Genomic DNA, 25970 nt, shown 5'->3' with positions numbered 1-25970 from the left:
TTGCGCTCAAACCACCTCTGCCCGCAGCCATGCCTTCAAACCCGCGACATCGCCGTCGCCGACGGCCGCTGCCACCCGCCTGCCGACGGCGGCGCCGAACTTGTAGCCATGGCCGGAACAGGCGGAGACGATCAGGCACTTGCCCTTTTCACGCGCCATGAATTTGTCGTCGGCGGTGAAGGTGTAGGCGCAAGTGACAACCTCGGTCACCCTGTACTCCCCGATACGGGCGATCGGCGGCGAAAACAGGTTGCGGATCGCCTCGCCCTCGCCCGGCACCGGCTGGCGGTTCCCGTCGGCGTCGCTGGTCGGCACCCGGTGCAACCCTGAGCCGAATTTCATGCCGGCGCCGCGCGTGAGCGGGATCATGTAGCCATCAGTCGCGCCGCCGACGAGGATGGCCGGCGCCGCCTCCCATGCCGCCTTGAGATCCGCCGGTGGTTCGACATAGGCGAGCGCGGTGCGATAGGTCTTCAATTCGCCGCCCAGTTCCGGAAACAGTTTCAGCACCCAGGCGCCGGCGGTGACGACGATGCGGTCGGCCTGCATCGTCTCGCCATGCGCCAGTACGATGCGCCCGGCATCAGCGTCGACCTCAACCACCTTGCTGTTTTCGTAGACGTTGGCGCCATTGGCGCGCAGCCAACCTGCCAGCCCCGCTGCAATCTTGCGGCAATGCAATGCACCACCCTCCGGCGAGAGGAAGGCATAGCGGAACGAACCAGCCTCGAGGAACGGCCAGCGTTTCACGGCGGCGTCCGCCTCCAGCAATTCGAAAGGAAAGTTCCCCTCCTCGAGGCCCTCGCGGTATTCATCGCCCTTGTCGCCCGGTTCGAGCGAGACGCACAGCACGCCGCGCGCATCGAGATGGTTTTCCCTCAGGTCGGCCCACATCTCGTTCCAGGCCGCAAAAGCTTCGGTGATCAGCTGGCCATAGCCGGTTCCGGCGCGGTAGGCGCGGCGGATGATGCGGTGATGGTCGCCGGACGCAGCCAGCGGATTGGGGATCGGCCCTTGCTCGACGATGGAAACGCTGTGGCCGGCCTTGACCAGCGACCACGCCGTCGAAAGCCCAGCAATACCCGCGCCAACCACGATCACATTCATCAAAACCGTCTTTCCGCAGCCGCGTCGGCTGGCTCAACGCATTGGGCCGTCGGGCGCCAACATACGGTCTGGCGCCTGTCTGGCAAGCCGCGCTAATGATCTGGAATGACCGATTTGACGCCACCCTACCTGGCCTTTGATCCAGCCAGCCGCCATGTGCGACTGGATCCACACGAGCCGGCTTTTTTCCAGAACCCCTACGCGGCCTATGCCTTTTTGCATGGCGCATCGAACGCCTTCTTCTGGGAAGACTACGGCTTCTGGTGCTTTGGCGGCTTCGACGACGTCAACCGGTTGTTGCGCGACCGCCGTTTTGGCCGCCAGAACCCGGCGGGCATTCCCGACAGCCGCGGCGTCGGTCAGGACCGCACGCATCTCGCCGCCTTCGACGGCATCGAGGCCAACTCGATGCTGGAACTGGAGCCCCCGGTTCACACCAGGCTCAGAACGCTGGTCAACCGCGCCTTCGTATCGCGCCAGGTCGAGCGGCTCAGGCCGCGTGTCGAGGCGCTGGCCAACGAACTGATCGACCGCTTCGAACCGGGCGAGGTCGACCTGCTGCCTGCCTTCGCCGCACCCTTGCCGATCACCATCATCGCCGAAATGCTCGGCGTTCCCATCGAAATGGGGCCGCAATTGCTCGACTGGTCGCACGAGATGGTGGCCATGTACATGCATCGCCGCACGCGCGAGACGGAGGTGACGGCCAATCGCGCTGCCCGCGATTTTTCCGATTTCCTGCGCGGCTATGTTGCCGAGCGACGCAAGAAACCTGGCGACGACCTGTTGTCGCTGCTGATCTCGGCGCAGGAAGACGGCCAGAAACTGTCGGAGGACGAACTGGTATCCTCGGCCATCCTGCTGCTCAACGCCGGCCATGAAGCCACAGTCCACCAGACCGGCAATGCCGTGCGCTCGATCCTGGCGCAAGGCGGTGACATCAGGCGCTTCTTCACGTCGCCGGAGGCGACCGCGGCAACCGTCGAGGAGTGCCTGCGCTTCGACGCCCCACTGCACATGTTCCTGCGCTATGCCTATGAGGAGATCGAGGTCGGGCCTGGAATCGTGCTTAAGCCCGGCGACAAGATCGCGCTGCTGCTCGGCATGGCCAATCATGACCCCGGCGCCTTTGCCGAACCTTTCGCCTTCAGGCCCGGCCGCACCGACCAGAAGAATGTTTCGTTCGGCGCCGGTATCCATTTCTGCATCGGGGCGCCGCTCGCCAGGCTCGAATTGCAGGTGTCGCTGAAAACCCTGTTCGAGCGGCAACCGCGGTTGCATCTTGCCGAACAGCCGCGCTTCCGCGACACTTATCATTTCCATGGGCTGGAAAGGCTTGCCGTCAGTTTTTGATGTCGCGGGCCGGGGGTCGCGACATGAGACTGTCTTTCACGCGGGCGACGGCATTCGCCCTGGCGCTGGTGTGCGCAGGCATCGCCGGCGCGTTCGCCCAGCAGCAGCCTGAAAACATCCCGCAGGAAAACAGCGATGCCATAGCTCGGGCAATGGCTGGCAGACTGCTCGAACGCCAGACGGGCGCGGCCGTGCCGGCGGACAAGTTCTGGGCGTACGAGGTCGATTTCAATCTCGACGGGTTTTCCGAACTCTACGTCTATGTCGCCGATCCCGCCTGCGACGGGGTGAAGTGCGGGCTGTTCCTGTTCGTGCTCGAAGGCGACAGCTACCGCGAGGTTCTTGGCGACATTCCAGGCGCAAGGCTGACGGCCACGGACAGGGTCGGGCTCGGCGCATTCAAGCGCAACGGCTTCATCGATCTGCAACTCGACCAAAAACTGTTTGGCTGGACGGGCGATCGCTACGCTGAAGTCTCGACCTTCCCCGCCACGTCGCTCGACGGTACTACCTTCATCGCGGCCTGCCAGAAAAGCAAATCGAGCGAACAGCCTGAAGAAGGCGAGGCCGAACAGGTCGCCAACGAATGCCAATGCCAGTTCAACCGCTTTCAGGCGATCGGCTTTGCACAGGCCGACCTCGACCAATATGCCGCCTCCCTGGGCGAGAAATTCGACTATCCCGTCGGTGACAAGGAGAAAGCCTGGCTAGCCGTCTCCAGGGACGCCGGCGACGTCGCAACGGGCTGCGAGGTCGTCGCCGGCAAGGGCCAATGGCAGCCGGCCTATTTCAATCACGGCGACCAGCCGCAGGAGAAACTGAGCTTCGATGGCTTCATCGAAGCTTGTCCAGGCCAGGATTTTATCCTCGCCAACCGCAAGATCGGCTCGCCCGATCGCGCGCTTGGCCTGTGCGGTTGCCTTGCCCGGGAAATGCCGACCCAGGGCGTCACGCAGATCGGACTGGACCTGTTGGCGCAGTATTATCGCGACGAGATTTCCGATTCGGATGTCGAGGCTGAAGACGTCGATCTGCTGGCAAAGCACGACAAGGCTTCCGAAGCCTGCCTCAGCCAGTTTCCTGGGAAGTAGGTAACGAGCCGCCCTCAAGGAGGCCATCGCAGGACCGAGATCGCATGACTGAAAAAATGAGATTCGCTTTTTTGCAGGAGCCTCCCTTCTGCTTCACCGACGGTTCGGGAACTCTCGGCGGCTGCGACGCCATACTCGCGCAGAAGCTCTGCCAGGCGCTGGGACTGGAAGCGTTTTCACCCGTCGAGACCGAGTTCGCCAATTTGCTTCCCGGCCTGATCGATGGCCAGTGGGACATGACCACAGGCCTCTTCGTTTCGGACGAACGCAGGAAGCTGGTCGATTTCTCGCGGCCGATCTGGGTGTTGCAGGACGGATTGCTGGTGGCGAAAGGCAATCCGCGCAATCTCAGGGGCTATCGTTCCATCGCAGGCGACCCGGCGGCTCTGATCGGCGTCATATCAGGCCAGGTCCAGCATCAGACGGCTTTGCAAAATGGCGTTCCGCCGGAGCGGATAAGGATTTTTGCCACGCAGGCGGAAGCGGCAGCGGCCGTTACTGCCGGCGTGGTCGATGCCTATGCCAGTGTCGCCCTGGCACATCGCGGCTATTTGGGCAGGCGACCCGACGCGCCGCTTGAGGTGATCGACGTTCCGGTGACGGAGAAACAGCCGGCCGCAGGCGCCTTCGCGCTCGCCAAAGGCAATGCAGCGCTGCGCCAGCGCGTTGATGCAGGTCTGGACGATCTGCTGGGAAGTCCCTGGCACAGGGCGATGATGGGTGAGTACGGATTTTCCGATACCGACATCGATCGGCTTTTGTGATTGCTATCCTTTTGTTTGACCATGATCTTTTCCGAAAACCGGCGACCACTTTTCGGGATCATGGTCTAAAGCTTGATCACATACTCCTTGCGGGTCGTTTCAAGCACTTCCCAGCTACCGCTGAAGCCGGGCCTGAGCACAAAGCTGTTGCCGGCCCTGACGGTGCGCGTCACGCCGCCCGTCTCCGATATCACCGAGACGCCTGACAGGATATGGCAGAACTCCCACTCGTCATATTCGATGCGCCATTTGCCCGGCGTCGCTTCCCAGATGCCGGCATAGAGCCCGCCATCCCGTTCCTCGACGTTCCAGGTGCGGAATTTCGGATCGCCCGCAATCAGACGATCCGGCGCCGGCGCGCCAGGTTCCGGCGCGACGGTATCGACGCCGATGGTGAGAAATTTTGGCGCGGTCATGGGCGCTCCTTGTTTGCCCGGGGTCAGACCTTGGCGAGGGCCTGTTCCAGATCGGCGACGATGTCGTTGACGTCCTCGATGCCGACCGAAAGCCGGACCGTGTCCGGCCCAGCGCCCGCCTTGACCTTCTGCTCGTCGGAAAGCTGGCGGTGTGTGGTCGAGGCCGGATGGATGACCAGCGACTTGGTGTCGCCGACATTGGCGAGGTGCGAGAACAATTCCAGGGCCTCGACGAACTTGATGCCGGCGGCATAGCCGCCCTTCAAGCCGAAGGTGAACACCGCACCCGCGCCAAGCGGCGAGTATTTCTTCTGCAGCGCGTTGTTCTTGTCGCTGGGCAGGCCGGGATAGTTCACCCAGGCAACCTTGGGATGATTGGACAGCCAGCCGGCGACGGTGACCGCATTGTCGCAGTGACGCTGCATACGCAGCGGCAAGGTCTCCAGGCCGGTGAGGATGAGGAAGGCATTGAAAGGCGAAATCGCCGGACCGATGTCGCGCAGGCCGAGCACGCGCGCGGCAATGGCGAAAGCGAAATTGCCGAAGGTCTCGTGCAGGACGATGCCACCATATTCGGGACGCGGCTCCGACAGCATCGGATATTTGCCCGACTTCGACCAGTCGAAGGTGCCGCCGTCGACAATGGCGCCACCGATCGAATTGCCGTGACCGCCAATGAACTTGGTCAGCGAATGGACGACGATGTCGGCGCCATGCTCGATCGGCCGCACCAGATAGGGCGAGGCCAGCGTGTTGTCGACGATCAGCGGCAGGCCGTGCTTGCGGGCGATGTCGCCGATCTTCTCGATGTCGACGAAGACGCCGCCCGGATTGGCCAGGCTCTCGATGAAGATCGCCTTGGTCTTGTCGTCAATCTGGCTTTCGAAGGTGGAGACGTCGTTGGTGTCGGCCCAGCGCACTTCCCAGCCGAAATTCTTGAAGGCGTGGCCGAACTGGTTGATCGAGCCGCCGTAAAGCCTTGTCGCAGCAACGAAATTGTCGCCGGGCTGCATCAGATTGTGGAACACCAGAACCTGCGCGGCGTGGCCCGAGGCGACGGCAAGTGCCGCCGTGCCGCCTTCAAGGGCGGCGATACGCTCTTCCAGCACCGCCTGCGTCGGGTTCATGATACGGGTGTAGATGTTGCCGAACGCTTTCAGCCCGAACAGCGAGGCGGCATGGTCGGCATCGTCGAAGACGAAGGAGGTCGTCTGGTAGATCGGCGTGGCCCGCGCGCCGGTCGCCGGATCCGGCTTGGCGCCGGCATGGACGGCGAGCGTGTTGAAACCGGGCGTGCGGGTCATCGAAAACCTCCCTTTCTGAAAACGTCTGAAATCGCCGGGCATTGTTGGCGAAGCCCGGGTGTGAATGCAAAGAAGAAAATACCTTTCGGCGGACGATCTTCGGTGAACGCGCGAGGAAATCCACTTCTTCCCGGAATAAATTTGCGCCTACTTCTGGCGCACTCCGAAGCTCTGGAAACCCGCGCGCATCAGCGGCTTCTTCGACGACAGCACGCCGGAATTGACGCCGGTCCAGCCGATCTCGCCGGAGAGCTTACCGTATTCGATCTTGGGGCAACGGTTCATCACCACCTTGATGCCGGCGGCCTCGGCACGCGCCGCCGCCTCGTCATTGCGCACGCCAAGCTGCATCCAGATGACTTTCGGCAGCGGATCGAGCCGAAAAACCTCGTCGACAATTCTCGGTGCGGCGGCCGCGGCACGAAAAACGTCGACCATGTCGATCGGCTCGGGAACATCGGCAAGCCTGGCATAGGTCATGCGGCCGAGGATTTCCTTGCCGGCCTGGCCGGGGTTGATCGGAAACACCGAGAACCCCTTGCCCAACAGGTATTTCAGCACGAAAAAGCTCGGCCGCACGTCGTTGGCCGACGCGCCGACCATGGCAATGGTTTTCACCGAATTTAGAATACCGCCGATATAGGCGTTGTCGTAGGCGTCGTGATTCACTCGTCGGTCTCCCTCAGCGCTTCCTCCATAAAGGACTGCGGGTCCGTGCAGAAGTCGCGCATCATGCGAAAATGATCGGTGTCGCTGAAATCAGTCGGATCGAGCCCGAAGCGGCTGATGCGGAACAGCCGCGCGCCGGGACAGGCCATCAGCAGCGGCGAATGCGTCGCCATGATCACCTGCGCCGTGCCTGACTGGTCCATGCGCCGCAGCATCTTCAGCAGTTCGATTTGTCTCGACGGAGACAGCGCGCTTTCCGGCTCGTCGAGGATGTAGATGCCTTGCCTGCGGCAGCGCTCCTCGAAGAAGCGGATAAAACCCTCGCCATGCGACCAGGACAGGAAATCCGGTGGCGTCCCGCCTGAACTCAGCGCCGCCTGGTCGAGATAGCGGGCTACCGCGTAAGATTCGGCGCGGAAGAACCAGCCCGCAGTGACCTTCGGCAGCCAGTGGCCGCGCAACGTGTCGGCAAGCGCCGCACCGCTCTTGTCGATGGCGCCGGAGTGGTCGACGGGCATGTAGCCCTTGCCGCCGCCTGCCTCGTCATAGCCGGCCAGTGCGCCGATTGCCTCGAGCAGCGTCGATTTGCCGGTGCCGTTCTCGCCGACGATGATGGTGATCGGCGTGGTGAATTCCAGTTCGAATTCACGGCCGCGGAAGAGCGGCAGGTTCCAGGGGTATATTTCCCAATCCTCGACGCGCGCCGGGTCAATCAGGATGCGCTTGAGGTAGGGCGCCTTCAATCGGGTCAGCTGCTTGCGATAGGCCACTGGCGAGCGTCAATCCGGCAGCGAAATCGATCCGTCTTCCGCGATCGGAAAAGCCGGATTATGCGCCACTTCCCAGACATGTCCGTCCGCATCGGCGAAGTAGCCATACCAGCCGCCCCAGAAGGCACGACCGGCCGGCTTGACGATTTTGCCGCCGGCCTTCTCGGCCGCCGCCAGCACCTCATCGACTTCGGCGTCGGATCGGGTGTTGTAGGCGAGGTAGACCGCCGACGGTGCGCTGCCGAAGGCGATGCCGGAATCCTCCTCGGCGCTTTGGCGCGGAAACAAGCCGAGAATGGCGCCGCCCATCTGGAAGAAGGCAACGCCATCGGTGATGCCGGCGTGACGCTTCAGCCCCATCGCCTCGTAGAAGCGCACGGCGCGGCCGAGATCGTCGGTGGCGACGGTGATGATGGAGATGCGCGGTTCCACCTCTATTCCTCAGGCCATTCCGGCTTGCGCTTGCCGATGAAGGCGCCGATGCCTTCCTCGGCATCCCGCGCCAGCATGTTCTCGACCATCACGCGGCCGGTATAGGCATAGGCGTCGGCCAGCCCCATTTCGGCCTGCGCGTAGAACGCCTCCTTGCCGGTCTTGACCACCAAAGATGATTTGGAAGCAATGGTTTGCGCGTATTTGGTGACAATCTGATTCAGGTATTCGCGCGGCACGACGCGGTTGACCAGGCCGAATTCCTTGGCCGTTGCGGCATCGATCGTCTCGCCGGTCAGCAGCATCTCCATGGCGTGCTTGCGCGAGACGTTGCGCGACAGCGCCACCATCGGCGTCGAGCAGAACAGGCCGATATTGACGCCCGGCGTGCAGAAGGTCGCTTCATGCGAGGCGATCGCCAGATCGCAGCTGGCGACCAATTGCAGCCCGGCGGCGGTGGCCAGGCCATCGACCTCGGCAATCACCGGCAAGGGATGGCGCACGATCGCCTGCATCAGGGCCGCGCAGGCGGCAAACGTCGTCTCGAAGAACGCCTTGCCCTTGTCCGCGTCAGCGCGGCGCGCGGTCATTTCCTTGAGGTCGTGGCCGGCACAGAACACTTTTCCGGCCGCCGACAGAATGATGACGCGCACGGATTTGTCGGCCTTGGCCAGCTCGAGTTCCGCCGTCAGCGCCGCCATCACCGCCAAAGACAAGGCATTCGCCGGCGGATTGGCGAGCGTCAGGCGCAGCACGCCCTTGTCCAGCCTGGTGACGACAGGGCCTTCGGCGACAGCCGGCTTGATGGCGACGATTTCGGCCATGGGTCGCTTCTCCGCGATTCTGGATCAGGTTGGATCCGACTAATCTAGTATGCCGCCTCGCTTCGTCCAACACCTTGCGCGGTGACAGACAGGGGTGTTGCCAGAAATGCCGCGCTGCGTTCATACAGGCATGGCTCAAACGGAGACAGACATGCCCGCCCAAAGCAATCTCAAGCCGGTGCTGAACGCGGCGCAGGTCAACGCGCTGATGGCAACTGTCTATCCGCAGCTCAACGACCAGTTCGCCTTCTATCAGGCGCTTGAGGTGTTTCCCGGTGGCTGCACCGTGCGGCTCAATGCCGACGAGCGGCATTTGCGCCCCGGCGGCACCGTGTCAGGCCCTTCCCTGTTCACGCTGGCCGACATCGGCGGCTATGTCTGCGTGCTCTCGCATGCCGGGCCGGACGCGCTTTCGGTGACCACCAATCTCAACATCAATTTCGTCCGCAAGGCCGAGGCCGGGCCGATCGACGGCCATTGCCGTATCCTGAAGCTCGGCAAGAACCTGATGGTGTTCGACATCGACATCGTCGCCGGGCCGGAAGGACAGACGGTGGCGCACGCCACGGGAACCTATTCGATCCCGCCGAAGCGCATTGTCGATGTGGTAAAATAATACCTTTTACCCAAGACATTGTTTTTGCTTCACTTTACCTGCCACAAGGCTTTTCTCTCGCCTTGACGCACACACCACCCTCGCCTATAAGCCCTCACGAAGCAGCGGCTCGCAAAGGCCGCCGTTTTGTTATTGGCGACGAGCAAGCAGCTTGGCGCCAATCCAAGCAACAAGAAACGCCTTCTCCGGAAGGTCCGAACCGAAAGCAGAAATCCATGACAACCTTTTCGCAGAAGCCTGCGGATGTGGTGAAGAAGTGGGTGTTGATCGACGCCGAGGGTCTCGTCGTTGGTCGTCTCGCCACTGTCATCGCCAATCATCTTCGCGGCAAGCACAAGCCCACCTTCACCCCGCATGTCGACGATGGTGACAATGTCATCGTCATCAATGCCGACAAGGTGGTGTTCACCGGCAAGAAATTCACCGACAAGGTCTATTACTGGCACACCGGTCACCCCGGCGGCATCAAGGAGCGTACTGCGCGCCAGCTGCTCGAGGGCCGTTTCCCCGAGCGTGTCGTCGAAAAGGCCGTCGAACGCATGATCCCGCGTGGCCCGCTCGGCCGTCGCCAGATGAAGAACCTCCGCGTCTATGCAGGCACGGAACATCCGCATGTCGCCCAGCAGCCCGTCACCCTCGACGTCGGCGCGCTGAACGCCAAGAACAAGAAGGTTGCATAAGATGGCTGAGCTTTCCTCGCTCGCAGAATTGGGCGCCGCCACCGGCAACACCAACACCCAGCCGGCAGCACCCGTCCATGTCCAGAAGCTCGACAAGTCGGGCCGCGCCTATGCCACTGGCAAGCGCAAGAACGCCATCGCCCGTGTTTGGGTGAAGCCAGGTTCGGGCAAGATCGTCGTCAACGACAAGGAATTCGCGACCTATTTCGCGCGCCCTGTCCTGCAGATGATCCTCAACCAGCCGATCATCGCCTCCAACCGCGCCGGCCAGTACGACATCGTCGCCACTGTTGTCGGCGGCGGCCTCTCCGGCCAGGCGGGTGCGGTTCGTCACGGCATCTCCAAGGCGCTGACCTACTACGAGCCGGCGCTGCGCGCCGTGCTCAAGAAGGGCGGCTTCCTGACCCGCGACAGCCGCGTCGTCGAGCGCAAGAAGTACGGCAAGGCGAAGGCCCGCCGCAGCTTCCAGTTCTCGAAGCGCTAAGCGCCTCGAAACTGCCAATCTCCAAAGGCCGCCTCCGGGCGGCCTTTTTGTTTGGGTTTCGGCAGTCACCCCACCCGCGCCTTCGGCGCGACCTCCCCATCAAGGGGAGGTAGAAGGTCGCGTGTTTTCGCCGTGCCAGCGCAATGTCGGAATGATCGGGGTTCGCGGTGGGCGGTCCAGAACCTAGCGCCCCACCTCCCCTTGATGGGGAGGTCGGCGCGCAGCGCCGGGTGGGGTGACGGCGCCGGCGCAGTACATGCCCGGCGACAGATCTCAGGGCTCGCCGGCCTTGATGAAGTCGATGAACGCCCTGAGCGGCGCGGGCACGAGGCGCCGGCCAGGGTAGTAGAGGAACGGCCCGGAGAAACTCTGCCACCATGGCTCGAGCACAGGTTCGAGCGCACCACTCTCGAAATGCGGGCGCAGCCAGTCTTCGAAAAGCCATAGAATGCCCAGGCCGGCGATCGCCGCATCGACGACGAGATCGATGCCGCCGCCGATCCCAACGATCAGCGGACCCGTAGGATCGACCAGCACCACCTCGCCGTCACGCTCGAATTCCCACGACGGCATCGCCCCGCTGGGGAAACGGCCGCGCAAACAGGCATGGCCGAGCAATTCGCTGGGGTGTTGAGGCCGACCATGGCGATCAAGGTAGGCCGGCGAAGCGGAGGCGGTGAAGCGCTGGACGCGTGGTCCTATCGGCACGGCAATCATGTCTTGTTCCAACCGCTCGTCGTAGCGGATGCCGGCGTCGCAACCAGCCGCCAGCACATCGACGAAACTCTCCTCGTTGACCACCTCCAGCTGGATGCCGGGGTAGGCAAGGAGAAACCTCGGAACGATGCCGGGCAATACCAGCCGCGCCGCGCTGACCGGCACGTTGAGGCGCAGCGTGCCCGTCGGCCGGTCGCGGAAGCCATTGACCACGTCAAGTGCCGCCTGGACTTCGTTCAAAGCTGGGCCGAGCCGCCCCAGCAACCCGGCACCCGCGTCGGTCAAGGCGACGCTGCGCGTCGTGCGATTGAGCAGCCGGACACCGAGCCGTGTTTCCAGGCGGCGGACCGCCTCGCTCAGACCCGAGGCGCTGCCGCCGCTGGCGCGCGCGGCTTCGCGAAAGCCGCCAGCGCGCGCCACCGCCAGGAAGGCGTTGAGATCACTCAGTTCGACATTCACTGTTCGCAATCCTGTACAGCCCGTGCAGATTATACAGGGTTATCAGGACAGCGGACAGCGCCTATTTCTGCCTGGTCATTCAAGGAGAAAGATCATGGCCAACATAGACCAGTCCGGCACGTTCACCCTCGGCAGCCACACCGTAAAGCGGCTCGGCTACGGCGCCATGCAGCTCGCCGGACCCGGCGTGTTCGGCCCGCCCAAGGACCGCGACGCCGCATTGGCGGTGCTGCGCGAGGCGGTTTCGCGCGGCGTCAACCATATCGACACCAGCGACTTCTACGGTCCGCATGTCACCAACCTGCTGATCCGCGAGGCGCTGGCGCCCTACCCCGACGGCCTCGTCATCGTCACCAAGATCGGCGCCCGCCGTGGCGCGGATGGCGCATGGCTGCCGGCCTTCTCGCCGGAAGCGCTGACCCAGGCGGTGCACGACAATCTCAGCAATCTCGGCCTCGAGGCGATCGACGTGGTCAACCTTCGCGTCATGTTCGACACGCGTGGCCCCGCCGAAGGGTCGATCGAAGCGCCGCTCACCGCCCTGGCCGAGCTGCAGCGGCGGGGCCTGGTCAGGCATATCGGGCTGAGCAACGTCACCCCTGCGCAGATCGCGGAAGGACGCGGGATCGCCGAGATCGTCTGCGTGCAGAACCAGTACAATCTGGCGCATCGGGACGACGACGCCCTGATCGACGACCTTGCCCGCGACGGCATCGCCTATGTGCCGTTCTTTCCATTGGGTGGCTTCAATCCGTTGCAGTCGTCCACCTTGTCGGCTGTGGCCAGGCGCCTCGGCGCCACGCCCATGCAAGTCGCGCTGGCGTGGCTGCTGCGTCGCGCTCCCAATATTCTTTTGATCCCCGGCACCTCGTCGGTCGCGCATCTCAGGGAAAACCTCGCCGCGGGCGATCTTGAGCTGTCGAAGGACGCGCTGAGCGAACTTGAAGGCGTGGCGATGGCGGCGTAAGGGCGCGGGACCAATCTCCCCCCTTGCGGGGGAGATGTCGCCAAAGGCGACAGAGGGGGTCGGTACGACCGGGCGCTGCTGCCTGCGGCAGATGGAGGTTGGCGCTCTGTGCGCGGTGACCCCCTCTGGCCTGCCGGCCATCTCCCCCTCGAGGGGGGAGATTGCAGTTCCAGCGGCGAGCCTCAGTTGATGCTTGCCGTGTGCGCCGGCTCCGCTTCGGTGGCATAAGGCACGCGAAAGCCGTTGGCTGCCAGCCATCCGATCGCCGCCTTCGGCTCGTCGGTCTGGATGATGGTGGCGCCGCGCTCGACCCAGAACCCCCAGGTTTCGCGCGGCAGGCTGGCGAGCACCGCCAGCTCGTCGCCGCGGCCGCCGGCCAGGAAGCCGCCCGGCTTGTTGACGATGGCGTAGGTGTCGGCCCAGATGTGCCAGTCGCCCCTCGCGGCCTCCGCGCGCATGTGCGGGCTGAACAGCGGCCCGCCGGTTTGGGTCAGCGTCTCCGCGCCGGCGCGCCAGTTGATCAGCTCGATGGCATGCACCGGAAAGGCGTGGGCGACAGTTTCGGCGAAGCCGGCATCGTGAACAGCATCGTCGGCGATGATCGGCATGAACTGGAAGCCGCCGCCGATCGCATCCATCGCCGCTTTCACCGTGGCGATCCGCTCCTGGTTCCAGAGGTTTTCCTTGACGATCACCTGCTCGGCCATGCCGAGGTCGCGGGCGACCGCGATCATGTCCTGGAGGTCTCCGACGGCGAGCTTGTTGTCGAGGTTGATGAGGATCCGGTCCCTGGTCGCCATCAGCATCTCGCGCAGCGTCGAAACCGTCTCGTTGGTGGCGACGCCGGTGCCTTCAATCACCAGCCGGCACGTCTTGAGTTCGGCCAGCGTGCGCTCGACCACCTCGCCCTTGCAGGTCGTGGTGCGGTCGAGCCAGCTGTCATGCATGACGACGAGCTGGCCGTCCTTCGAGCGCCTGATGTCGACCTCGACGATTTCGGCGCCCATGGCGATCGACGCTTCGACGGCGGCGATCGAGTTTTCCGGGTAGAGCGTCTTGCCGGCCTGCATACCGCCGGCGCGGTGGGCGGCCACCAACACATGGTCGCGCCATTGGTTGGCGTGTTCGAAGCGGTCGAGGATCTGCCTGGCCCGGGTTTCGCCGGCCACGGCCTGGCCGACGGAGACCGCCAGTGCGGTTGAAAGCAGAAGGCTCAGCCAAATGGTCCGCATCGAGAATCGTTCCTTGCCGGATCGAACCGGGGATAGGCGATGCCCGTGACATCTCGGTGAACGAAGCCGGCTTCGGAAGATGTGGAAGTTAGGTCAACGCCGGCTGGAGCAGCCGTTTGTCGACATCGTGTGGATGGCCGACCGGCCCAAACAGGCGGCCGGCGAGGCGCCGGAAGAGGCGCTGGCCCGGTTGCTCGATCAGCCGATAGGTCACGTAGCTGGCCGCGATGGTGACCGCCACCATGGCGACAATCAGCAGATCGCCGGCAAACAGGCTACCGAGATCGATGCCGTCGCCATAGCGGTCGGTGCGGCCGACCTGCCGGACGAGGGACATTCCGGCGATGATGTCCACCAGCCGGGCCACGTTCAGCAGCCGCAACTGGATGAACAGGTGGATCATGTAGATCGAATAGGACAGTGTGCCGATGAAAATGAACGGGCGCAGGCGCAGCAGGCGGCTGACCATCCCCCTCTCCCTGGCGAAAACCCAGACCAGCAGCGCGAAGACAAAGGGCAAGCCATAGCTCAGCGGGGTCGCATGCGTCTTCCAGGCGACCACGACGGCCAACGCCGTCACCGACAGCTCGATCACGGTCCAGCGTAGCGATCCCGCCCGGCTGGCGGGAGCGGCATGCTGCAACAGCATCGAGCGGAAGGAAACCACGTACAAAAGCGCGCCAATGGAAAAGCCGTAGATGGCGCGCAGGAAGCCGGTCCCCGATGCCGAGGCCATGCCTTGCGCCGAGGCCTGCCAAAGCACGAGTGGTGCGGCGAACATGGCGAGGACAAGCCACAAAACGACCCGTTTGCGCTGTGTCAGCACCGCGACGGCGAACAGGACATAGGCCAGATACTCCGCCGAAATGCTCCATGACGGCGTGTTCCAGCTCAGCGAATCCGCAGGCCAAAAAGCCTGGAGCAGCAGCGCGTTGCTGGCGAGATAGGAGAGATCGTTGGTGCCGGAGAATGAGGGATCGGAAGCGTTGACCAGTCCCGGCAGGAAGGTTTTGGCGATCTCGAACAGGAGGAAGAGCGCGAGCATGAAGATGTGCAGCGGATAAAGCCTACCCAGTCGCAAGACGAAGAAACGTCCCATGTCGCGAGGGGTCGAAAGCCTGTCGAGGTAGGCATGGGCGATGACGAAGCCCGACAGGACAAAGAACAGGTCGACGAAGGCTTCGCCCGAGCGGACGATGCCGATCAGTCGAATGTTGCTGACGATCTGGGCGTGAAACAGCACCACCATGATTGCGGCGAGGCCGCGCCAGCTGTCCAGCGCTTCGAACCTGATTGGTGCAGGTCGCGCCACATCCGGCGATCGGGCGGAAGTTCGCAACGCTGGCGCGCCCATAGTTGTTCCGTTCCCCGGCCGATTCCGTCCCACGACGGGACGGATGCTTGCTTTCGGCTGTCTTCATGCTTGTTACCGCAATTTGCGTGCCAGCACCGCAGTTCGCCCGGCACGCAAGAATTTGTGACCGAGTTCCAGCGGCCATCGCCTGCGGAAGGGGTCGCATTTCTGAAAATTATGTCCAATAAGGTCCGCGTCGACGCATAGGAGATCGCTATATGGCCAACCAGAACATCGACCACGCCTTCACCGCCCGCTCCAAAACGGGCGCTGCCTTCGAGCCGACCTATGCCGGCGCGCTGTCGTTCATGCGGCGCAAATACACGAAGGACGTGAAGGGCGCGGACGCCGTGGTGTGGGGCATTCCCTTCGACGCCGCCGTCACCAACCGGCCGGGCGCTCGTTTCGGGCCGCAGGCGATCCGCCGTGCTTCGGCCATCCTCGACAACGACCCGCAATATCCGTTTTCGCGCGATCTGTTCGAACAGCTCGCGGTGGTCGACTATGGCGATTGCCTGCTCGACTCAGGCAACCACCAGAAGACGCCAGGAACGATCGAGCGCGAGGCGGCGAAGATTCTGAAATCCGGCGCCTTCCTGCTGACGCTGGGCGGCGACCATTTCGTCACCTGGCCGCTGCTCAAGGCGCATGCCGCCATTCACGGGCCGTTGGCGCTGGTGCAGTTCGACGCCCACCAGGACACCTGGCCGGACGACGGCAAGCGCATCGACCATGGTTCGTTTGTCGGCCGCGCCGTCAATGAAGGCATCATCGACCCCGACCGCTCGATCCAGATCGGCATCCGCACCCACGCGCCGGATACGTTCGGCATCAAAATCCTCTATGGCCATGAAATCGAAGAGATGCGGGCGTCCGACATCGCCTATGCCATCGTCGATCGCACCGGTGGCAGGAAGACCTATCTCACCTTCGACATCGACTGCCTTGATCCGGCCTTCGCGCCGGGCACGGGCACGCCGGTCGCCGGCGGACCGTCGTCGGCGAAGATCCTGTCGACGTTGCGCCAGCTCGGTCAGGTCGACATTGTCGGCGCCGATGTCGTCGAGGTTGCGCCGGCCTATGACCATGCCGATATAACGGCGATTGCCGGTTCGATGGTGGCCATGCAGTATCTCGGCCTGCTGGCCGAGCGAAAGGCCCGGCTTGGAGAGATGAACAACGGCAATCATGCTGCAGTGAATCACGCAAGCGGCATATAGCTTTGAACTAGCAGGGAAATTGGACAGGCAATGAAACCGAAAATCTTCATCGACGGCGAGCACGGCACCACCGGTCTGCAGATCAGGGCGCTGCTTGCCGAACGCGGCGACCTCGAGATCATCTCGATCCCGACCGAGCGCCGCAAGGAAACGGCGGCGCGCGCCGAGTTCCTCAATGCCGCCGATGTCGCGATCCTGTGCCTGCCGGACGCCGCCGCCAAGGAGAGCGTTTCGCTGATCACCAACGACACCACCAAGGTCATCGATGCGTCGACCGCGCACCGCGTCGCCGAAGGCTGGGAATACGGTTTTGCCGAAATGGACAAGGGTCAGGCGAAAAAGATCGCCGGGGCCAAGCGCGTCGCCAATCCCGGCTGCTGGCCGCAAGGGCCGATCGCAACGCTGCGGCCGCTGCTGACGGCCGGGCTGCTGCCGCCTGATTTTCCGATCACCGTCAACGGCATTTCGGGCTATTCGGGCGGCGGCCGGCCGATGATCGAGGAGTATGTCGCCAAGGGCGAGGATGCCTCGGAGTTCCTGCCCTACGGGCTGACCCTGCAGCACAAGCATGTGCCGGAGCTGAGGACCTATGCGAAACTCTCACATGATCCGATCATGCAGCCGGCGGTCGGCAATTTCGCGCAAGGCATGATCACGGTGGTGCCGCTGCAACTCGGCGGCCTCGACCATGTGCCGACCGGTGCCGAACTACATGCGGCGATCGCCGACCACTTCGCGGCAATAGAAGGCGGCGTGGTCGAGGTGGCGCCCTATGCGCATCTCGAGCGCATGCCGGAGATCGATCCGGAAATCTACAACGGCACCAACCGCATGAAGGTCTATGTCTTCGCCAATGACGATCGGGCGCAGGCGCTGCTGCTCGCCGTCTACGACAATCTGGGCAAAGGCGCCTCGGGTGCTGCCGTGCAGAACATGGATCTGATGCTCGGCCTTTGATGGACGCGCCGGCGCTGGCAGGTCGGCGCCGGATGTGCAGGTAACCGCCTGTTCACCATGATGATCTACTGAAAGACCGGCACCTTTCAGGGAATTCCCATGGTCAGCGCGATTTCGGCTTCGTCCCAGGCGACACAGATTTCTTCGTCCGGCGCGTCGAGCAACGCCTCGCAGGAGGCCGCGCTCGAAAAGCAGATCAAGGCCAAGGAAGACGAGGCCAAGACGGTCGAGGATCAGGTCCAGGCGGCCAAGCTGCAGCAGGAGATTGCGGCACTCAAGGCCAAGCTCGATGCGCTCAAGGCCGCCGACAAGGCCGCTGCTGCCGGCCAAGGCCAGTCGGCCCCATCCGCCGCGGCGCTGCGCCAGGCCGAGTTCGACGGCGAGACGAAAGACACGTCGACCGTACTCTGGATTTGACGAAGCAGCGAGCCCGCCGTCAGCCTCTGACGGCGATCCGGTTGGGCAAGGGATAAGCGCCCTTGGTGCCGCGCCAGTGCGCGGCGGCAAAGCCGAGCACCACCAGCGCAAACCCCTGATGTGTTAGCGCCATGTGCAGCGGCACATGCATCAACAGCGTGCCGATGCCGATCGAGGCTTGCACCAGCACCAGCAGGAAGAGCAGCGTTGCGCGACGGGCATGTGTCGAGCCGGGCAGACGCCAGCGCGTGGCGATCATGTGCCAGAGCGCCACGGCGAAAAGCGTGTAGGCGCCGACCCGGTGAACGAACTGCACCGTCTTCGGATTCTCGAAAAAGTTGCGCCATGCCGGTTCGAGCAGCAGCAGGTCGCCTGGCACGATCTTGCCGTCCATCAGCGGCCAGGTGTTGTAGCTCAGGCCCGCGTCGAGCCCTGCAACGAGGCCGCCGAGATAGATCTGGATCAGCGCCAGCAGCACCAGGAAGCCGGCCAGCCGTTGCGTCGAACGGTCGGCGGCGGGCTCCGAATGCGGGGCGAGCCCGCGCGCGACGACCATGGTCGCGGTGAAGATCAGTGCGGCAAGCGTCAGATGCGTGGCCAGCCGGTACTGGCTGACGGAGACACGGTCGACCAGTCCTGACGCCACCATCCACCAGCCGATGGCGCCCTGCAGGCCGCCGAGCAAGAGAATGCCCAGCAGGTTCGGCCCCAGGCCGCGTTCGACGCGGCGCGTCGCCCAGAAGAACAGCAGCGGCAAGGCAAAGACGACGCCGACGCTGCGCGCCAGGATGCGGTGCGCCCATTCCCACCAGAAGATCGTCTTGAACGCCTCGATGCTCATACCCTTGTTGAGCTCGGCATATTGCGGGATCTGCCGGTAGCGCTGGAATTCCTCCTGCCATTCGGCGTCGTTGAGCGGCGGGATGACGCCGTGGATCGGCTGCCACTCGGTGATCGACAGGCCGGATTCGGTGAGCCTGGTGGCGCCGCCGACCAGCACCAGCGCAACCAGCACCAGGAGCACGACATAGAGCCAGCCGCGCACCAGCGCCCGGTTGCGCAGGTCGCGGTCGCGAGCGATGTAAGGCGCGGCAGCTGGTATGGCAGCCATGGGCTTGTTCCAACGGTTTGAAGTCGCGGATTGGTGAACCATCGCAACCCGGCTGACAAGACCGGACGGCGCGGCACGCCGTCGCGCCGTCTGTCGCGGGTTGCGCGTCGCTGTCCCAGGGCTTATTCGAGGCGCTTGCAAGAGGCCGGACAATGCCCATTCGCCTGAAAAAGCTGATCGGAACGTTTCTGCTGGTGGCACTGGTCATCGTCTACGCGCTGGTCGCGTCGATCGTGGCGGTCGCGCAGCTGTCGCAGTCGGGACCGCTGGCGCATTTTCTGTTCTTCCTGCTGAGCGGCCTGCTGTGGGTGCTGCCGGCCATGGGCATCATCAAGTGGCTGATCCTGGAGCCACCAGCGAAGAGCTGACGTGCCTAGACCGTTACGACCATCTTGCCGGCATTGGCCAGCGGCGTCGTTACCCCCGACAGCATGGTGCGAATGTGGGCGACACTCTGGTAGCGGCCATTGACCGAAATGCGCGGCAGCGCGTGCAGGAAGCCTGAATGCTCGGCGCGCAGCACGCCGTGGCGCGTCGTCACCGCCGAGGCATAGCCGGCATCGCGGGCAAAACCGACTTCGCGACAGCCGACGGCGCTGGCATAGCCATAGGGATAGGCGAGATGGCGCGGCTCCTCGCCCAGTTCCGCCTGCAAAATACACCTAACGTCGCCGATCTCGTGGCGGGCATCGGCTTCGGAAAGCCGCTTCAGATTGCGGTGGTTGACCGTATGGGCACCGATCGTCACCAGCGGATGCGCCGCCATGGTGCGGATATCGTCCCAGTTCATCAGCGTGCTCGAGCGCAGCCCGTCGAGCTCGATGCCGTTGGCGCGCGCCAGGTCGCGCAACACCGCGCGCTGGTCCTCCTCGCGGATCTCCAGCGTCAGATAGCTATGCAGGCGCGCATTGGCCTGGAGCTTTTTGCCTGGGGTCGAGCAGTCTATGGTCACCGGGCCGGCCGGCGTCGGCAGCGTCAAGCGGTCGCGCGCGTTGACGATGTCCTCGACCACGTCCCACCACAGGTCGGCGGCACCATTGATCAGCCCCGGCGCGACATAGATGGTGATCGGCGCGCCATGCTTTTCCAGCACCGGCAGCGCCTCGGTCATGTTGTCCCGATAGGCGTCGTCGGCGGTGATGGTGGCGAACTGGCCGCCCTTGCCGCCGGCCTTGATGCGCTCGATGGCCTCGTCAAGCGTGACGAAGGCATAGCCTTTCGCCTTCATGTCGGCGATCACGGCGTCGAGGAAGTCGGGCGCGATGTTGAGATGCCGGTTGACGCCATTCGGTTTCTCCGGCGTCGCGGTCACCCGGTGCAGCATGAGGATGGCGCCGATGCCGCCGACGAACGGCTTGGCCAACGGTGCAAGGCCGGTATAGCGGGCGACATTGAGCGCCAGTTTCCGGATTGCCTCGCCTCCGTCGATCATTCATTCACCTTTTACGCCTAGGCTCATCCAAGCACGGAACGCGCCTATGCGAACCTCCAAATCGCGATGAATACGCCCTAAGGATTGAGGTATGGTTGACGCCACCGCGTCATTTGACGGCAATCGGCTTGCGGCAACCGAAGCGTCGCCGCGCGCGGTTTCCGTTGACCAGGCCGGCCTGTCGGCCTCGGTCTCCGACGGCACAGCCCTTGCGGCCTATGGCGAATTCAGCCGTTCGGCCTTGGTCGCCCCGGCGCAGAGCGCGTCGTGGATCCGGAACTGGACGGCGCAGGCCGGCCCGGACGTTGTCGTGGCAACCCTTAGCATTGAGGACAGGCCGGTTTTTGCGCTGGCGCTGGAAGTCACCCGCACAGGCCCGTTTCGTGTCGCCCGCTTCATGGCCGGCCGCCATGCCAATGGCAATTTCGCCGCCGCCGATCCGCGCTGGCTGGCCAAGCCGGACGGTTCGGCCATTCGCTCGATGCTGGCGGCAATCGGCAAGACCCGGCCCGATATCGACCTGCTCGCGCTGGAACGGCTGTTGCCGAAGCTCGACGGCGCTGCCAATCCGCTTGCCAGCTTCCCGCATTTTCCGAGCCCCAATCTGTCGCTCGCGGTCGACCTTGCAGGCGGTTTCGATGCCTTGCTGTCGCGCGCCAGCGGCAAGCGCAAGCGCAAGAAGCACCGTTCGCAGACTCGAAAATTCGAAGCCGTCGGCAGCTACCGCCGCATCGCGGCCGGCACGGCGGACGAGGTGAACCGGCTGCTCGACGCCTTCTTCGAGATGAAGGAATTCCGCTTCCGCAAGATGGGCATCGCCAATGTGTTCGGCGACGCGCCAGTGCGCTCCTTCTTCCGGGCGCTGTTCGTGGAAGCGCTTCAAGAGAAAAACCCGCCCTTCGTGCTGCATGGACTCGAGGTCGCCGGCAAGCTGCGCGCCATCACCGGATCGAGCCGTTCGGGCAAACGACTGATCTGCGAATTCGGGGCGATCGCCGAGGACGATCTCGGCCACACCAGCCCCGGCGATTTCCTGTTCTTCGACAACATCCAGGAGGCCTGCGAGACGGGCTTCGACGTCTATGATTTCTCGGTCGGCGACGAACCCTACAAGCGGCTGTGGTGCGATATCGAGACTCAGCATTTCGAGGTGCTGGTTCCCCTGACCTTGAAAGGCCGCGCGCTGGCGCTTGTGCTGCAGCAAAGCGCGCGACTGAAGGCCTTCATCAAGAACAGCCCGACGATCTGGAAGCTGACCAAGATGCTACGCCGCAAGGCCGCCGGACAGGCTGCGCCTGCGGCTGCCGAGGACGACAGCTGAAGCTGGATGCGGCGCAGAAACTGCCTGATCTCCCCCCTTCCGGGGGAGATCGGATGTCACGCCTGCTTTCGCCAATCGCCGCGCCGCCAGAGTAGGTATCGCATATCTCAGGCGGCGCTACGTCGTCCCGGCACCGGCGTTCCCGGTGTCTCGTGGCCGATCGGCGTCACCAGCGTGAGCTCGGGATAACCGTTCTCGATCAGCTTGACCGCCGCCTGCGCCACCTCGTCATGGGGTTCCAGCATGGAGAGGAAGACCTCGGTGCCCTCGCCCACCAGGCGGCTGATGCCTTGAGCGTCGGTGGGGCCGCATTCGACGACGACCAGATCGTAGGCGGTGGTCAGCGACTGCATGATGATCGGCAACCGGTCGGCGGCACGCATGGCGCGGACCGGGTCGGCGGTGCCGACGGGAATGACGTGGCAGTCAGAATAGAGATCGGGATGGATGACGTCGCTGAACTGCGCCTCGGAGGCGAGCAGATTGGTGATGCCGGGGAAAAGCCCGCTGTCGAGCATCGGCCGCGAGGCGGCGCCCGAAGCGGTGAGATCGAGCAGCAAAACGCGCAGCCCGGCGTCGGAGACTTCGCGCGCCACCAGCACCGCCGAGGCCGCCGCTTCGTCGCCTTCCGGCGACACGAATATGGCGCGGGCCGCACCGCTGGCGATCAGCTTTTCGGCTGCCTTTTCGACGTCGACTTCGCCGAGGCTGGAGCGCACCGGCTCGGCCCTCGCGGCAGCCGTTTCCGCCACGGCAGCCGCTGCCGGTTCCGCGGCGGTTTCAGCCAAAACCGGTTGCTCGTCCTGTTTCGCGATCTCGACAATCGCCGGCTCCTGGCGAGCAGCCGGCATCGCAACCTGCCCGATGTGCTCGAAACGGGCGCCGGGGGCCGGGCGCATGGCGCGACCGGAGAACAATTCCTGGAGAAGCGTCACGATCGCCATAAGCAGTAGCGAACCGACGAAAGCCGCGCCGACGATCGGGACGATCTTGGGGAAATAAGGCTCCGACGGCATCCGCGCTTCGGAAAACACACTGGCATCGACCGGCAGATAATTGCGGTCCTTGCGCGAGGACGCCTCACGGAAGCTGGTCATGTAGGATTCGAGTTGCTGGCGCCGGGCGGTCGCTTCGCGCTGAAGCGCATCGAGTTCGACCTGTTCCTCGCCGGCGCGCGCCGATGCAGCCTTGAGCGTATTGACGTCGGCGATGAGCTGGCTTTCACGGGCCTTGGCCGTCTGCGCCTGGGTCAACAATCCGCGCATGATCTTTTGCGCCTCGTTGCGAATCTGGCCGTCGAGATCGGCGAGCTGCGACCGCAGCGCCCGGATGCGCGGATGGTTGTCGAGCAAGGTGGTGGAGAGGTCGGCGATGTTGGTCTTCAGCTCGACCTGGCGCTCGCGCAAGCGCTGGATCAGATCGGACGACAGCACCTCCGGCACCGCATCCAGCGAGGCGCCGTTCTGCAATGCCTTGCGCACGCTGTCGGCAGTCGCTTCGGCCGCGGCGCGATTGGCGCGCACCCGCGACAGTTCGCTCGACAGCTCGGACAGCTGTTGTGTCGCCAGCACTGAATTGTTGCCACCCATCAACAGGTCCGACTGCGCCCGGTAGGCAGCAACCTTGGCCTCGGCAGCTTTCACCTGCGCCTGCAGGTCGGTAATTTCCGGCCCCAGGAAGGCCGTGGCCGCGGAATTCGATTTGGTCTTCGCCGCCGCCTGGTAGGCGATGTAGGCGGCTGCAATGGCGTTCGGAATGTCGGCGGCAAGCTTGGGATCTTCGGAGGAAAATTCGATGGCGATGGCGCGCGTCTTCTCGACGCCGTAGACATTGAGCTTGTCGCGCATCTTCTTCAGCACGCGCTCTTCCTGCTGCATTTCTTCCGGATCGCTTTTCAGGCCGGCAATGACCAGAAAGCGGGTAACCGGCGACATGTTCAACGCATCGTCGAACTCCGGCTTATTTGCCAAATTGAGCTGTTCGGCCACCTTATTGAGGATATCGGATGAGGAAATGACCTGAACCTCGGTGGCCACACCTTCCGCATCAAGGACCGGCTTGTCGTCGTCATTGGTGCCGGCAGGACGGGTGAAGGCCGATTCGTTCATCTGGATCTTCAGCAGCGTCGTGGCCTTGTAGTGCGGCGTGGCGAGCCAGGCAAAGGCGAACGCCAGCCCTGTCACCACCAGCGTGACCACAAGAATACGCAGCCAGTTCCTCGCAAGACTTGCGAAGAGCTGCCTGAGATCGACATCGACATCTGCGGCCGCGGACTGAACGGACATGCATTCCTGCTCCGGTACTGAGTCTAGATTGCACGGTAAACAACTATGGTAACTCAGCCGTTAAGAACGCAGTAAGCAGCCGTCAGAGTTTGGCGCGCAGGCGGCAAACAACGACCGGAAAACAAGCCGGTTTCTATCGATTGCCGCCACATCGGCCGCGCCCCTTTACCGGCCATTAACCCTAACGGGATGATAACGAACCCGGATCCCTTAAGGTTTGCCGCGATGTCCTGGCGGCCAGAGTGATGAAGGTTCGTGTCCGCTCATGAAAAGCACTGCTTCCCTCTTTCGCGCTCTGCTTGCCGTGTCGATGCTTGCCGGCTGCTCCAGCTACAGGCCGACGCCAGCGGCGTTCCACGAAGTGCTCGATCAGCCCTACCGCCTTGGCGCCGGCGACCGTGTCCGCGTCACCGTGTTCGAGCAGGAGGGATTGACCAACACCTATAGCGTCGACCAGTCCGGCTACCTCTCCTTCCCGCTGGTCGGCGCCGTGCCGGCACGTGGCCACACGGCCGTACAGCTGGAGAAAGAGATCGCCGACAAATTGCGCCAGGGCTATCTGCGCGACCCCGATGTGTCGGTCGAGATCGACCGCTACCGGCCGATCTTCGTCATGGGCGAAGTCGGTGCCGCCGGCCAGTATTCCTACGTGCCGGGCCTGACCGTGCAGAAGGCGATCGCGATTGCCAGCGGCTTCTCGCCGCGCGCCAATCAGGAGAGCGTCGACATCACCCGCGACATCAACGGCAAGGTGATGACCGGGCGCGTGGTCACCTCCGACCCGCTGCTGCCCGGTGACACCGTCTACGTCCGCGAACGCCTGTTCTAGACCACGTGGCGGACACGCTCAGGATCGTCCACTGTTTTCGCTCACCCGTCGGAGGGATTTTTCGGCATGTGCGCGACCTGACCGAGGCGCAGGTCGCCGCCGGTCATTCCGTCGGCATCGTCTGCGATTCGACGACGGGTGGCGATTTCGAGGAACACCTGTTCGAACAGATGAAAGGCAGCCTGGCGCTCGGCATCCATCGCACGCCGATGCAGCGTCATGTCGGGCCGGGCGACCTCGCCTCGGCCTGGCGCACCTACAAGATTATCAAGGAATTGCGGCCGGACGTGCTTCACGGGCACGGCGCCAAGGGTGGCGCCTATGCCCGTTTGTTCGGCTCATTGTTGCGGGTATCAAGGTCTCGCGTAGCCCGCCTTTATTCGCCGCATGGCGGCTCTCTCCACTATGACGAAACCACGGCCACGGGAAAACTGTTCTTCGCGCTCGAACGCTTCATGGGCCGCTTCACCGACTGCCTGCTGTTTGTCTCCGATTATGAGAGGCGAACCTATCGCCGGAAAGTCGGCGAGCCGCCGATCCCCAACAGGCTGGTCTATAACGGCCTGCGCGCCGCCGAATTCGAACCGGTCGGCACAGTGCCGGATGCTGCCGACCTGCTCTACATCGGCATGATGCGCGACCTCAAAGGGCCAGACATTTTCATCGATGCGCTGGTGCTGGCCGCAACCCGGCTTGGCCGTCGCTTGAGCGCCGTGATGGTCGGCGATGGCGACGACCTGCCGCGCTATCACGCACAAGTGAAGCGGCTCGGGCTCGACGGCCAAGTCCGCTTCCTGCCGCCGATGCCGGCAAGGGATGCCTTTGCGCTGGCCGATTTGGTCGTCGTTCCGTCCCGCGCGGAAGCCATGCCCTATATCGTGCTAGAGACGCTGGCGGCAGGCATGCCGATGATCGCCACAGCCGTTGGCGGCATACCGGAGATTTTCGGCGAGACCTCCCCTGCCCTGATCCGCCCCGACCCTAAGCAGCTCGGCGACAAGGTCAGCGAAGCGCTGGCCGACCTCGGCGCCTACATCAGCCTGATGCCCGGCACCGCCGACCTCAAGGCGCGCTTCGGCGCCGACGTCATGGCGGCCGAGATCGAGAAAGCCTACTTCGCCGCCCTCGGGCGCTGAACCCTTTCCAAAGCCACCTGTTG

Annotated in this window: 27 protein-coding genes; 14 read left to right on the top strand and 13 right to left on the bottom strand. The window is 63.8% G+C overall.

Annotated features, from left to right (window positions below):
* Window positions 1-6: 6 nt before the first annotated feature.
* A complete protein-coding gene (locus AC1D0N_RS07965) occupies window positions 7-1107 on the bottom strand; it encodes an NAD(P)/FAD-dependent oxidoreductase (protein WP_477242882.1) in 1101 nt (366 codons plus the stop codon).
* 105 nt (window positions 1108-1212) lie between these two features.
* Between AC1D0N_RS07965 and AC1D0N_RS07960 the strand changes: the two genes are divergently transcribed.
* From AC1D0N_RS07960 to AC1D0N_RS07950, 3 genes are read left to right on the top strand one after another with little or no spacing between them, the layout of a single operon-like run.
* Window positions 1213-2460, top strand: coding sequence for a cytochrome P450 (locus AC1D0N_RS07960; protein ID WP_477242881.1), 1248 nt, complete (start codon window positions 1213-1215; stop codon window positions 2458-2460).
* Between the two features lie 23 nt (window positions 2461-2483).
* Window positions 2484-3551 (top strand): hypothetical protein, encoded by a 1068-nt coding sequence (locus tag AC1D0N_RS07955; protein WP_477242880.1) that lies wholly within the window; start codon window positions 2484-2486, stop codon window positions 3549-3551.
* Window positions 3552-3607: 56 nt separating this feature from the next.
* A complete protein-coding gene (locus AC1D0N_RS07950; RefSeq protein ID WP_477242879.1) occupies window positions 3608-4315 on the top strand; it encodes a transporter substrate-binding domain-containing protein in 708 nt (235 codons plus the stop codon).
* A 65-nt stretch (window positions 4316-4380) separates the two neighbouring features.
* Here the strand turns inward: AC1D0N_RS07950 and AC1D0N_RS07945 are convergent, their stop codons facing one another.
* The 6 genes from AC1D0N_RS07945 to AC1D0N_RS07920 all read right to left on the bottom strand — a co-directional run bounded on the left by AC1D0N_RS07945 (window position 4381) and on the right by AC1D0N_RS07920 (window position 8730).
* Window positions 4381-4731 carry a cupin domain-containing protein gene (locus AC1D0N_RS07945; protein ID WP_477242878.1) on the bottom strand — a complete coding sequence of 117 codons (351 nt, stop codon included), beginning with the start codon at window positions 4729-4731 and terminating at the stop codon, window positions 4381-4383.
* A 23-nt stretch (window positions 4732-4754) separates the two neighbouring features.
* On the bottom strand, window positions 4755-6035 hold the full coding sequence (locus AC1D0N_RS07940) for an O-acetylhomoserine aminocarboxypropyltransferase (RefSeq protein ID WP_477242877.1): 1281 nt from the start codon (window positions 6033-6035) through the stop codon (window positions 4755-4757).
* 147 nt (window positions 6036-6182) lie between these two features.
* Entirely contained in the window at window positions 6183-6704 is a 522-nt protein-coding gene (locus tag AC1D0N_RS07935) for a CoA-binding protein (protein WP_477242876.1), read from the bottom strand.
* Window positions 6701-7474 carry an AAA family ATPase gene (locus AC1D0N_RS07930; protein WP_477242875.1) on the bottom strand — a complete coding sequence of 258 codons (774 nt, stop codon included), beginning with the start codon at window positions 7472-7474 and terminating at the stop codon, window positions 6701-6703. The genes AC1D0N_RS07935 and AC1D0N_RS07930 overlap by 4 nt, the downstream gene beginning before the upstream one ends.
* A 9-nt stretch (window positions 7475-7483) precedes the next feature.
* Complete coding sequence (locus tag AC1D0N_RS07925; RefSeq protein ID WP_477242874.1) at window positions 7484-7906, bottom strand: VOC family protein; 423 nt, start codon at window positions 7904-7906, stop codon at window positions 7484-7486.
* A 2-nt stretch (window positions 7907-7908) separates the two neighbouring features.
* Entirely contained in the window at window positions 7909-8730 is an 822-nt protein-coding gene (locus AC1D0N_RS07920) for an enoyl-CoA hydratase (protein ID WP_477242873.1), read from the bottom strand.
* Between the two features lie 151 nt (window positions 8731-8881).
* Here AC1D0N_RS07920 and AC1D0N_RS07915 point away from each other — a divergent pair, with 151 nt between their 5' ends.
* The 3 genes from AC1D0N_RS07915 to rpsI all read left to right on the top strand — a co-directional run bounded on the left by AC1D0N_RS07915 (window position 8882) and on the right by rpsI (window position 10510).
* A complete protein-coding gene (locus tag AC1D0N_RS07915) occupies window positions 8882-9346 on the top strand; it encodes a PaaI family thioesterase (RefSeq protein ID WP_477242872.1) in 465 nt (154 codons plus the stop codon).
* Between the two features lie 215 nt (window positions 9347-9561).
* The gene (gene rplM, locus AC1D0N_RS07910) at window positions 9562-10026 is read left to right on the top strand and encodes a 50S ribosomal protein L13 (RefSeq protein WP_477242871.1); all 465 of its coding nucleotides are present in this window, start codon (window positions 9562-9564) and stop codon (window positions 10024-10026) included.
* A gap of 1 nt (window position 10027) precedes the next feature.
* A complete protein-coding gene (rpsI, locus tag AC1D0N_RS07905; RefSeq protein WP_027042360.1) occupies window positions 10028-10510 on the top strand; it encodes a 30S ribosomal protein S9 in 483 nt (160 codons plus the stop codon).
* Between the two features lie 273 nt (window positions 10511-10783).
* Here the strand turns inward: rpsI and AC1D0N_RS07900 are convergent, their stop codons facing one another.
* Window positions 10784-11686: a LysR family transcriptional regulator gene (locus AC1D0N_RS07900; protein WP_477242870.1), complete on the bottom strand. Its 903-nt coding sequence runs from the start codon at window positions 11684-11686 to the stop codon at window positions 10784-10786.
* Window positions 11687-11780: 94 nt separating this feature from the next.
* Here AC1D0N_RS07900 and AC1D0N_RS07895 point away from each other — a divergent pair, with 94 nt between their 5' ends.
* Window positions 11781-12653, top strand: coding sequence for an aldo/keto reductase family oxidoreductase (locus tag AC1D0N_RS07895; RefSeq protein ID WP_477242869.1), 873 nt, complete (start codon window positions 11781-11783; stop codon window positions 12651-12653).
* A gap of 182 nt (window positions 12654-12835) precedes the next feature.
* Here the strand turns inward: AC1D0N_RS07895 and AC1D0N_RS07890 are convergent, their stop codons facing one another.
* Window positions 12836-13885 (bottom strand): glycerophosphodiester phosphodiesterase family protein, encoded by a 1050-nt coding sequence (locus tag AC1D0N_RS07890; RefSeq protein ID WP_477242868.1) that lies wholly within the window; start codon window positions 13883-13885, stop codon window positions 12836-12838.
* Between the two features lie 88 nt (window positions 13886-13973).
* Entirely contained in the window at window positions 13974-15197 is a 1224-nt protein-coding gene (locus AC1D0N_RS07885; protein ID WP_477242867.1) for an acyltransferase family protein, read from the bottom strand.
* A 260-nt stretch (window positions 15198-15457) separates the two neighbouring features.
* On the opposite strand from AC1D0N_RS07885, the gene speB reads away from it, so the two are divergent.
* The 3 genes from speB to AC1D0N_RS07870 all read left to right on the top strand — a co-directional run bounded on the left by speB (window position 15458) and on the right by AC1D0N_RS07870 (window position 17833).
* Complete coding sequence (gene speB / locus AC1D0N_RS07880) at window positions 15458-16459, top strand: agmatinase (protein ID WP_477242866.1); 1002 nt, start codon at window positions 15458-15460, stop codon at window positions 16457-16459.
* A gap of 30 nt (window positions 16460-16489) precedes the next feature.
* Window positions 16490-17416, top strand: coding sequence for an N-acetyl-gamma-glutamyl-phosphate reductase (gene argC / locus AC1D0N_RS07875; RefSeq protein ID WP_477242865.1), 927 nt, complete (start codon window positions 16490-16492; stop codon window positions 17414-17416).
* 99 nt (window positions 17417-17515) lie between these two features.
* Entirely contained in the window at window positions 17516-17833 is a 318-nt protein-coding gene (locus AC1D0N_RS07870; RefSeq protein WP_477242864.1) for a hypothetical protein, read from the top strand.
* 19 nt (window positions 17834-17852) lie between these two features.
* Here AC1D0N_RS07870 and AC1D0N_RS07865 read toward each other — a convergent pair whose 3' ends face one another.
* Window positions 17853-18944 (bottom strand): COX15/CtaA family protein, encoded by a 1092-nt coding sequence (locus tag AC1D0N_RS07865; protein ID WP_477242863.1) that lies wholly within the window; start codon window positions 18942-18944, stop codon window positions 17853-17855.
* Between the two features lie 152 nt (window positions 18945-19096).
* Between AC1D0N_RS07865 and AC1D0N_RS07860 the strand changes: the two genes are divergently transcribed.
* Complete coding sequence (locus tag AC1D0N_RS07860; protein ID WP_477242862.1) at window positions 19097-19312, top strand: DUF2842 domain-containing protein; 216 nt, start codon at window positions 19097-19099, stop codon at window positions 19310-19312.
* A 5-nt stretch (window positions 19313-19317) separates the two neighbouring features.
* On the opposite strand, the gene AC1D0N_RS07855 is transcribed toward AC1D0N_RS07860, so the two are convergent.
* Window positions 19318-20376: a polysaccharide deacetylase family protein gene (locus AC1D0N_RS07855; RefSeq protein ID WP_477242861.1), complete on the bottom strand. Its 1059-nt coding sequence runs from the start codon at window positions 20374-20376 to the stop codon at window positions 19318-19320.
* 91 nt (window positions 20377-20467) lie between these two features.
* On the opposite strand from AC1D0N_RS07855, the gene AC1D0N_RS07850 reads away from it, so the two are divergent.
* The gene (locus AC1D0N_RS07850) at window positions 20468-21697 is read left to right on the top strand and encodes a GNAT family N-acetyltransferase (protein ID WP_477242860.1); all 1230 of its coding nucleotides are present in this window, start codon (window positions 20468-20470) and stop codon (window positions 21695-21697) included.
* Window positions 21698-21804: 107 nt separating this feature from the next.
* Here AC1D0N_RS07850 and AC1D0N_RS07845 read toward each other — a convergent pair whose 3' ends face one another.
* Window positions 21805-23982, bottom strand: a complete 2178-nt coding sequence (locus AC1D0N_RS07845; protein WP_477242859.1) for a GumC family protein — start codon at window positions 23980-23982, stop codon at window positions 21805-21807.
* Between the two features lie 265 nt (window positions 23983-24247).
* Here AC1D0N_RS07845 and AC1D0N_RS07840 point away from each other — a divergent pair, with 265 nt between their 5' ends.
* Window positions 24248-24811 (top strand): polysaccharide biosynthesis/export family protein, encoded by a 564-nt coding sequence (locus AC1D0N_RS07840; RefSeq protein WP_477242858.1) that lies wholly within the window; start codon window positions 24248-24250, stop codon window positions 24809-24811.
* Between the two features lie 5 nt (window positions 24812-24816).
* Window positions 24817-25947 carry a glycosyltransferase family 4 protein gene (locus AC1D0N_RS07835; RefSeq protein WP_477242857.1) on the top strand — a complete coding sequence of 377 codons (1131 nt, stop codon included), beginning with the start codon at window positions 24817-24819 and terminating at the stop codon, window positions 25945-25947.
* Window positions 25948-25970: the final 23 nt, after the last annotated feature.

It is taken from the genome of Mesorhizobium sp. P2_E10, assembly GCF_056404235.1.
This window is presented reverse-complemented; position numbering and strand designations above follow the sequence as displayed.

What these genes read in the sequence shown, in the direction of transcription:
- AC1D0N_RS07855 (WP_477242861.1), bottom strand. Translation starts at nt 20,376, where the DNA reads ATGATCGACGGAGGCGAGGCAATCCGGAAACTGGCGCTCAATGTCGCC.
- rplM (WP_477242871.1), top strand. Translation starts at nt 9,562, where the DNA reads ATGACAACCTTTTCGCAGAAGCCTGCGGATGTGGTGAAGAAGTGGGTG.
- AC1D0N_RS07850 (WP_477242860.1), top strand. Translation starts at nt 20,468, where the DNA reads ATGGTTGACGCCACCGCGTCATTTGACGGCAATCGGCTTGCGGCAACC.
- AC1D0N_RS07895 (WP_477242869.1), top strand. Translation starts at nt 11,781, where the DNA reads ATGGCCAACATAGACCAGTCCGGCACGTTCACCCTCGGCAGCCACACC.
- AC1D0N_RS07940 (WP_477242877.1), bottom strand. Translation starts at nt 6,035, where the DNA reads ATGACCCGCACGCCCGGTTTCAACACGCTCGCCGTCCATGCCGGCGCC.
- AC1D0N_RS07860 (WP_477242862.1), top strand. Translation starts at nt 19,097, where the DNA reads ATGCCCATTCGCCTGAAAAAGCTGATCGGAACGTTTCTGCTGGTGGCA.
- AC1D0N_RS07920 (WP_477242873.1), bottom strand. Translation starts at nt 8,730, where the DNA reads ATGGCCGAAATCGTCGCCATCAAGCCGGCTGTCGCCGAAGGCCCTGTC.
- AC1D0N_RS07845 (WP_477242859.1), bottom strand. Translation starts at nt 23,982, where the DNA reads ATGTCCGTTCAGTCCGCGGCCGCAGATGTCGATGTCGATCTCAGGCAG.
- AC1D0N_RS07960 (WP_477242881.1), top strand. Translation starts at nt 1,213, where the DNA reads ATGACCGATTTGACGCCACCCTACCTGGCCTTTGATCCAGCCAGCCGC.
- AC1D0N_RS07950 (WP_477242879.1), top strand. Translation starts at nt 3,608, where the DNA reads ATGAGATTCGCTTTTTTGCAGGAGCCTCCCTTCTGCTTCACCGACGGT.
- AC1D0N_RS07965 (WP_477242882.1), bottom strand. Translation starts at nt 1,107, where the DNA reads ATGAATGTGATCGTGGTTGGCGCGGGTATTGCTGGGCTTTCGACGGCG.
- argC (WP_477242865.1), top strand. Translation starts at nt 16,490, where the DNA reads ATGAAACCGAAAATCTTCATCGACGGCGAGCACGGCACCACCGGTCTG.
- AC1D0N_RS07945 (WP_477242878.1), bottom strand. Translation starts at nt 4,731, where the DNA reads ATGACCGCGCCAAAATTTCTCACCATCGGCGTCGATACCGTCGCGCCG.
- AC1D0N_RS07915 (WP_477242872.1), top strand. Translation starts at nt 8,882, where the DNA reads ATGCCCGCCCAAAGCAATCTCAAGCCGGTGCTGAACGCGGCGCAGGTC.
- AC1D0N_RS07955 (WP_477242880.1), top strand. Translation starts at nt 2,484, where the DNA reads ATGAGACTGTCTTTCACGCGGGCGACGGCATTCGCCCTGGCGCTGGTG.
- AC1D0N_RS07840 (WP_477242858.1), top strand. Translation starts at nt 24,248, where the DNA reads ATGAAAAGCACTGCTTCCCTCTTTCGCGCTCTGCTTGCCGTGTCGATG.
- AC1D0N_RS07870 (WP_477242864.1), top strand. Translation starts at nt 17,516, where the DNA reads ATGGTCAGCGCGATTTCGGCTTCGTCCCAGGCGACACAGATTTCTTCG.
- rpsI (WP_027042360.1), top strand. Translation starts at nt 10,028, where the DNA reads ATGGCTGAGCTTTCCTCGCTCGCAGAATTGGGCGCCGCCACCGGCAAC.
- AC1D0N_RS07865 (WP_477242863.1), bottom strand. Translation starts at nt 18,944, where the DNA reads ATGGCTGCCATACCAGCTGCCGCGCCTTACATCGCTCGCGACCGCGAC.
- AC1D0N_RS07890 (WP_477242868.1), bottom strand. Translation starts at nt 13,885, where the DNA reads ATGCGGACCATTTGGCTGAGCCTTCTGCTTTCAACCGCACTGGCGGTC.
- speB (WP_477242866.1), top strand. Translation starts at nt 15,458, where the DNA reads ATGGCCAACCAGAACATCGACCACGCCTTCACCGCCCGCTCCAAAACG.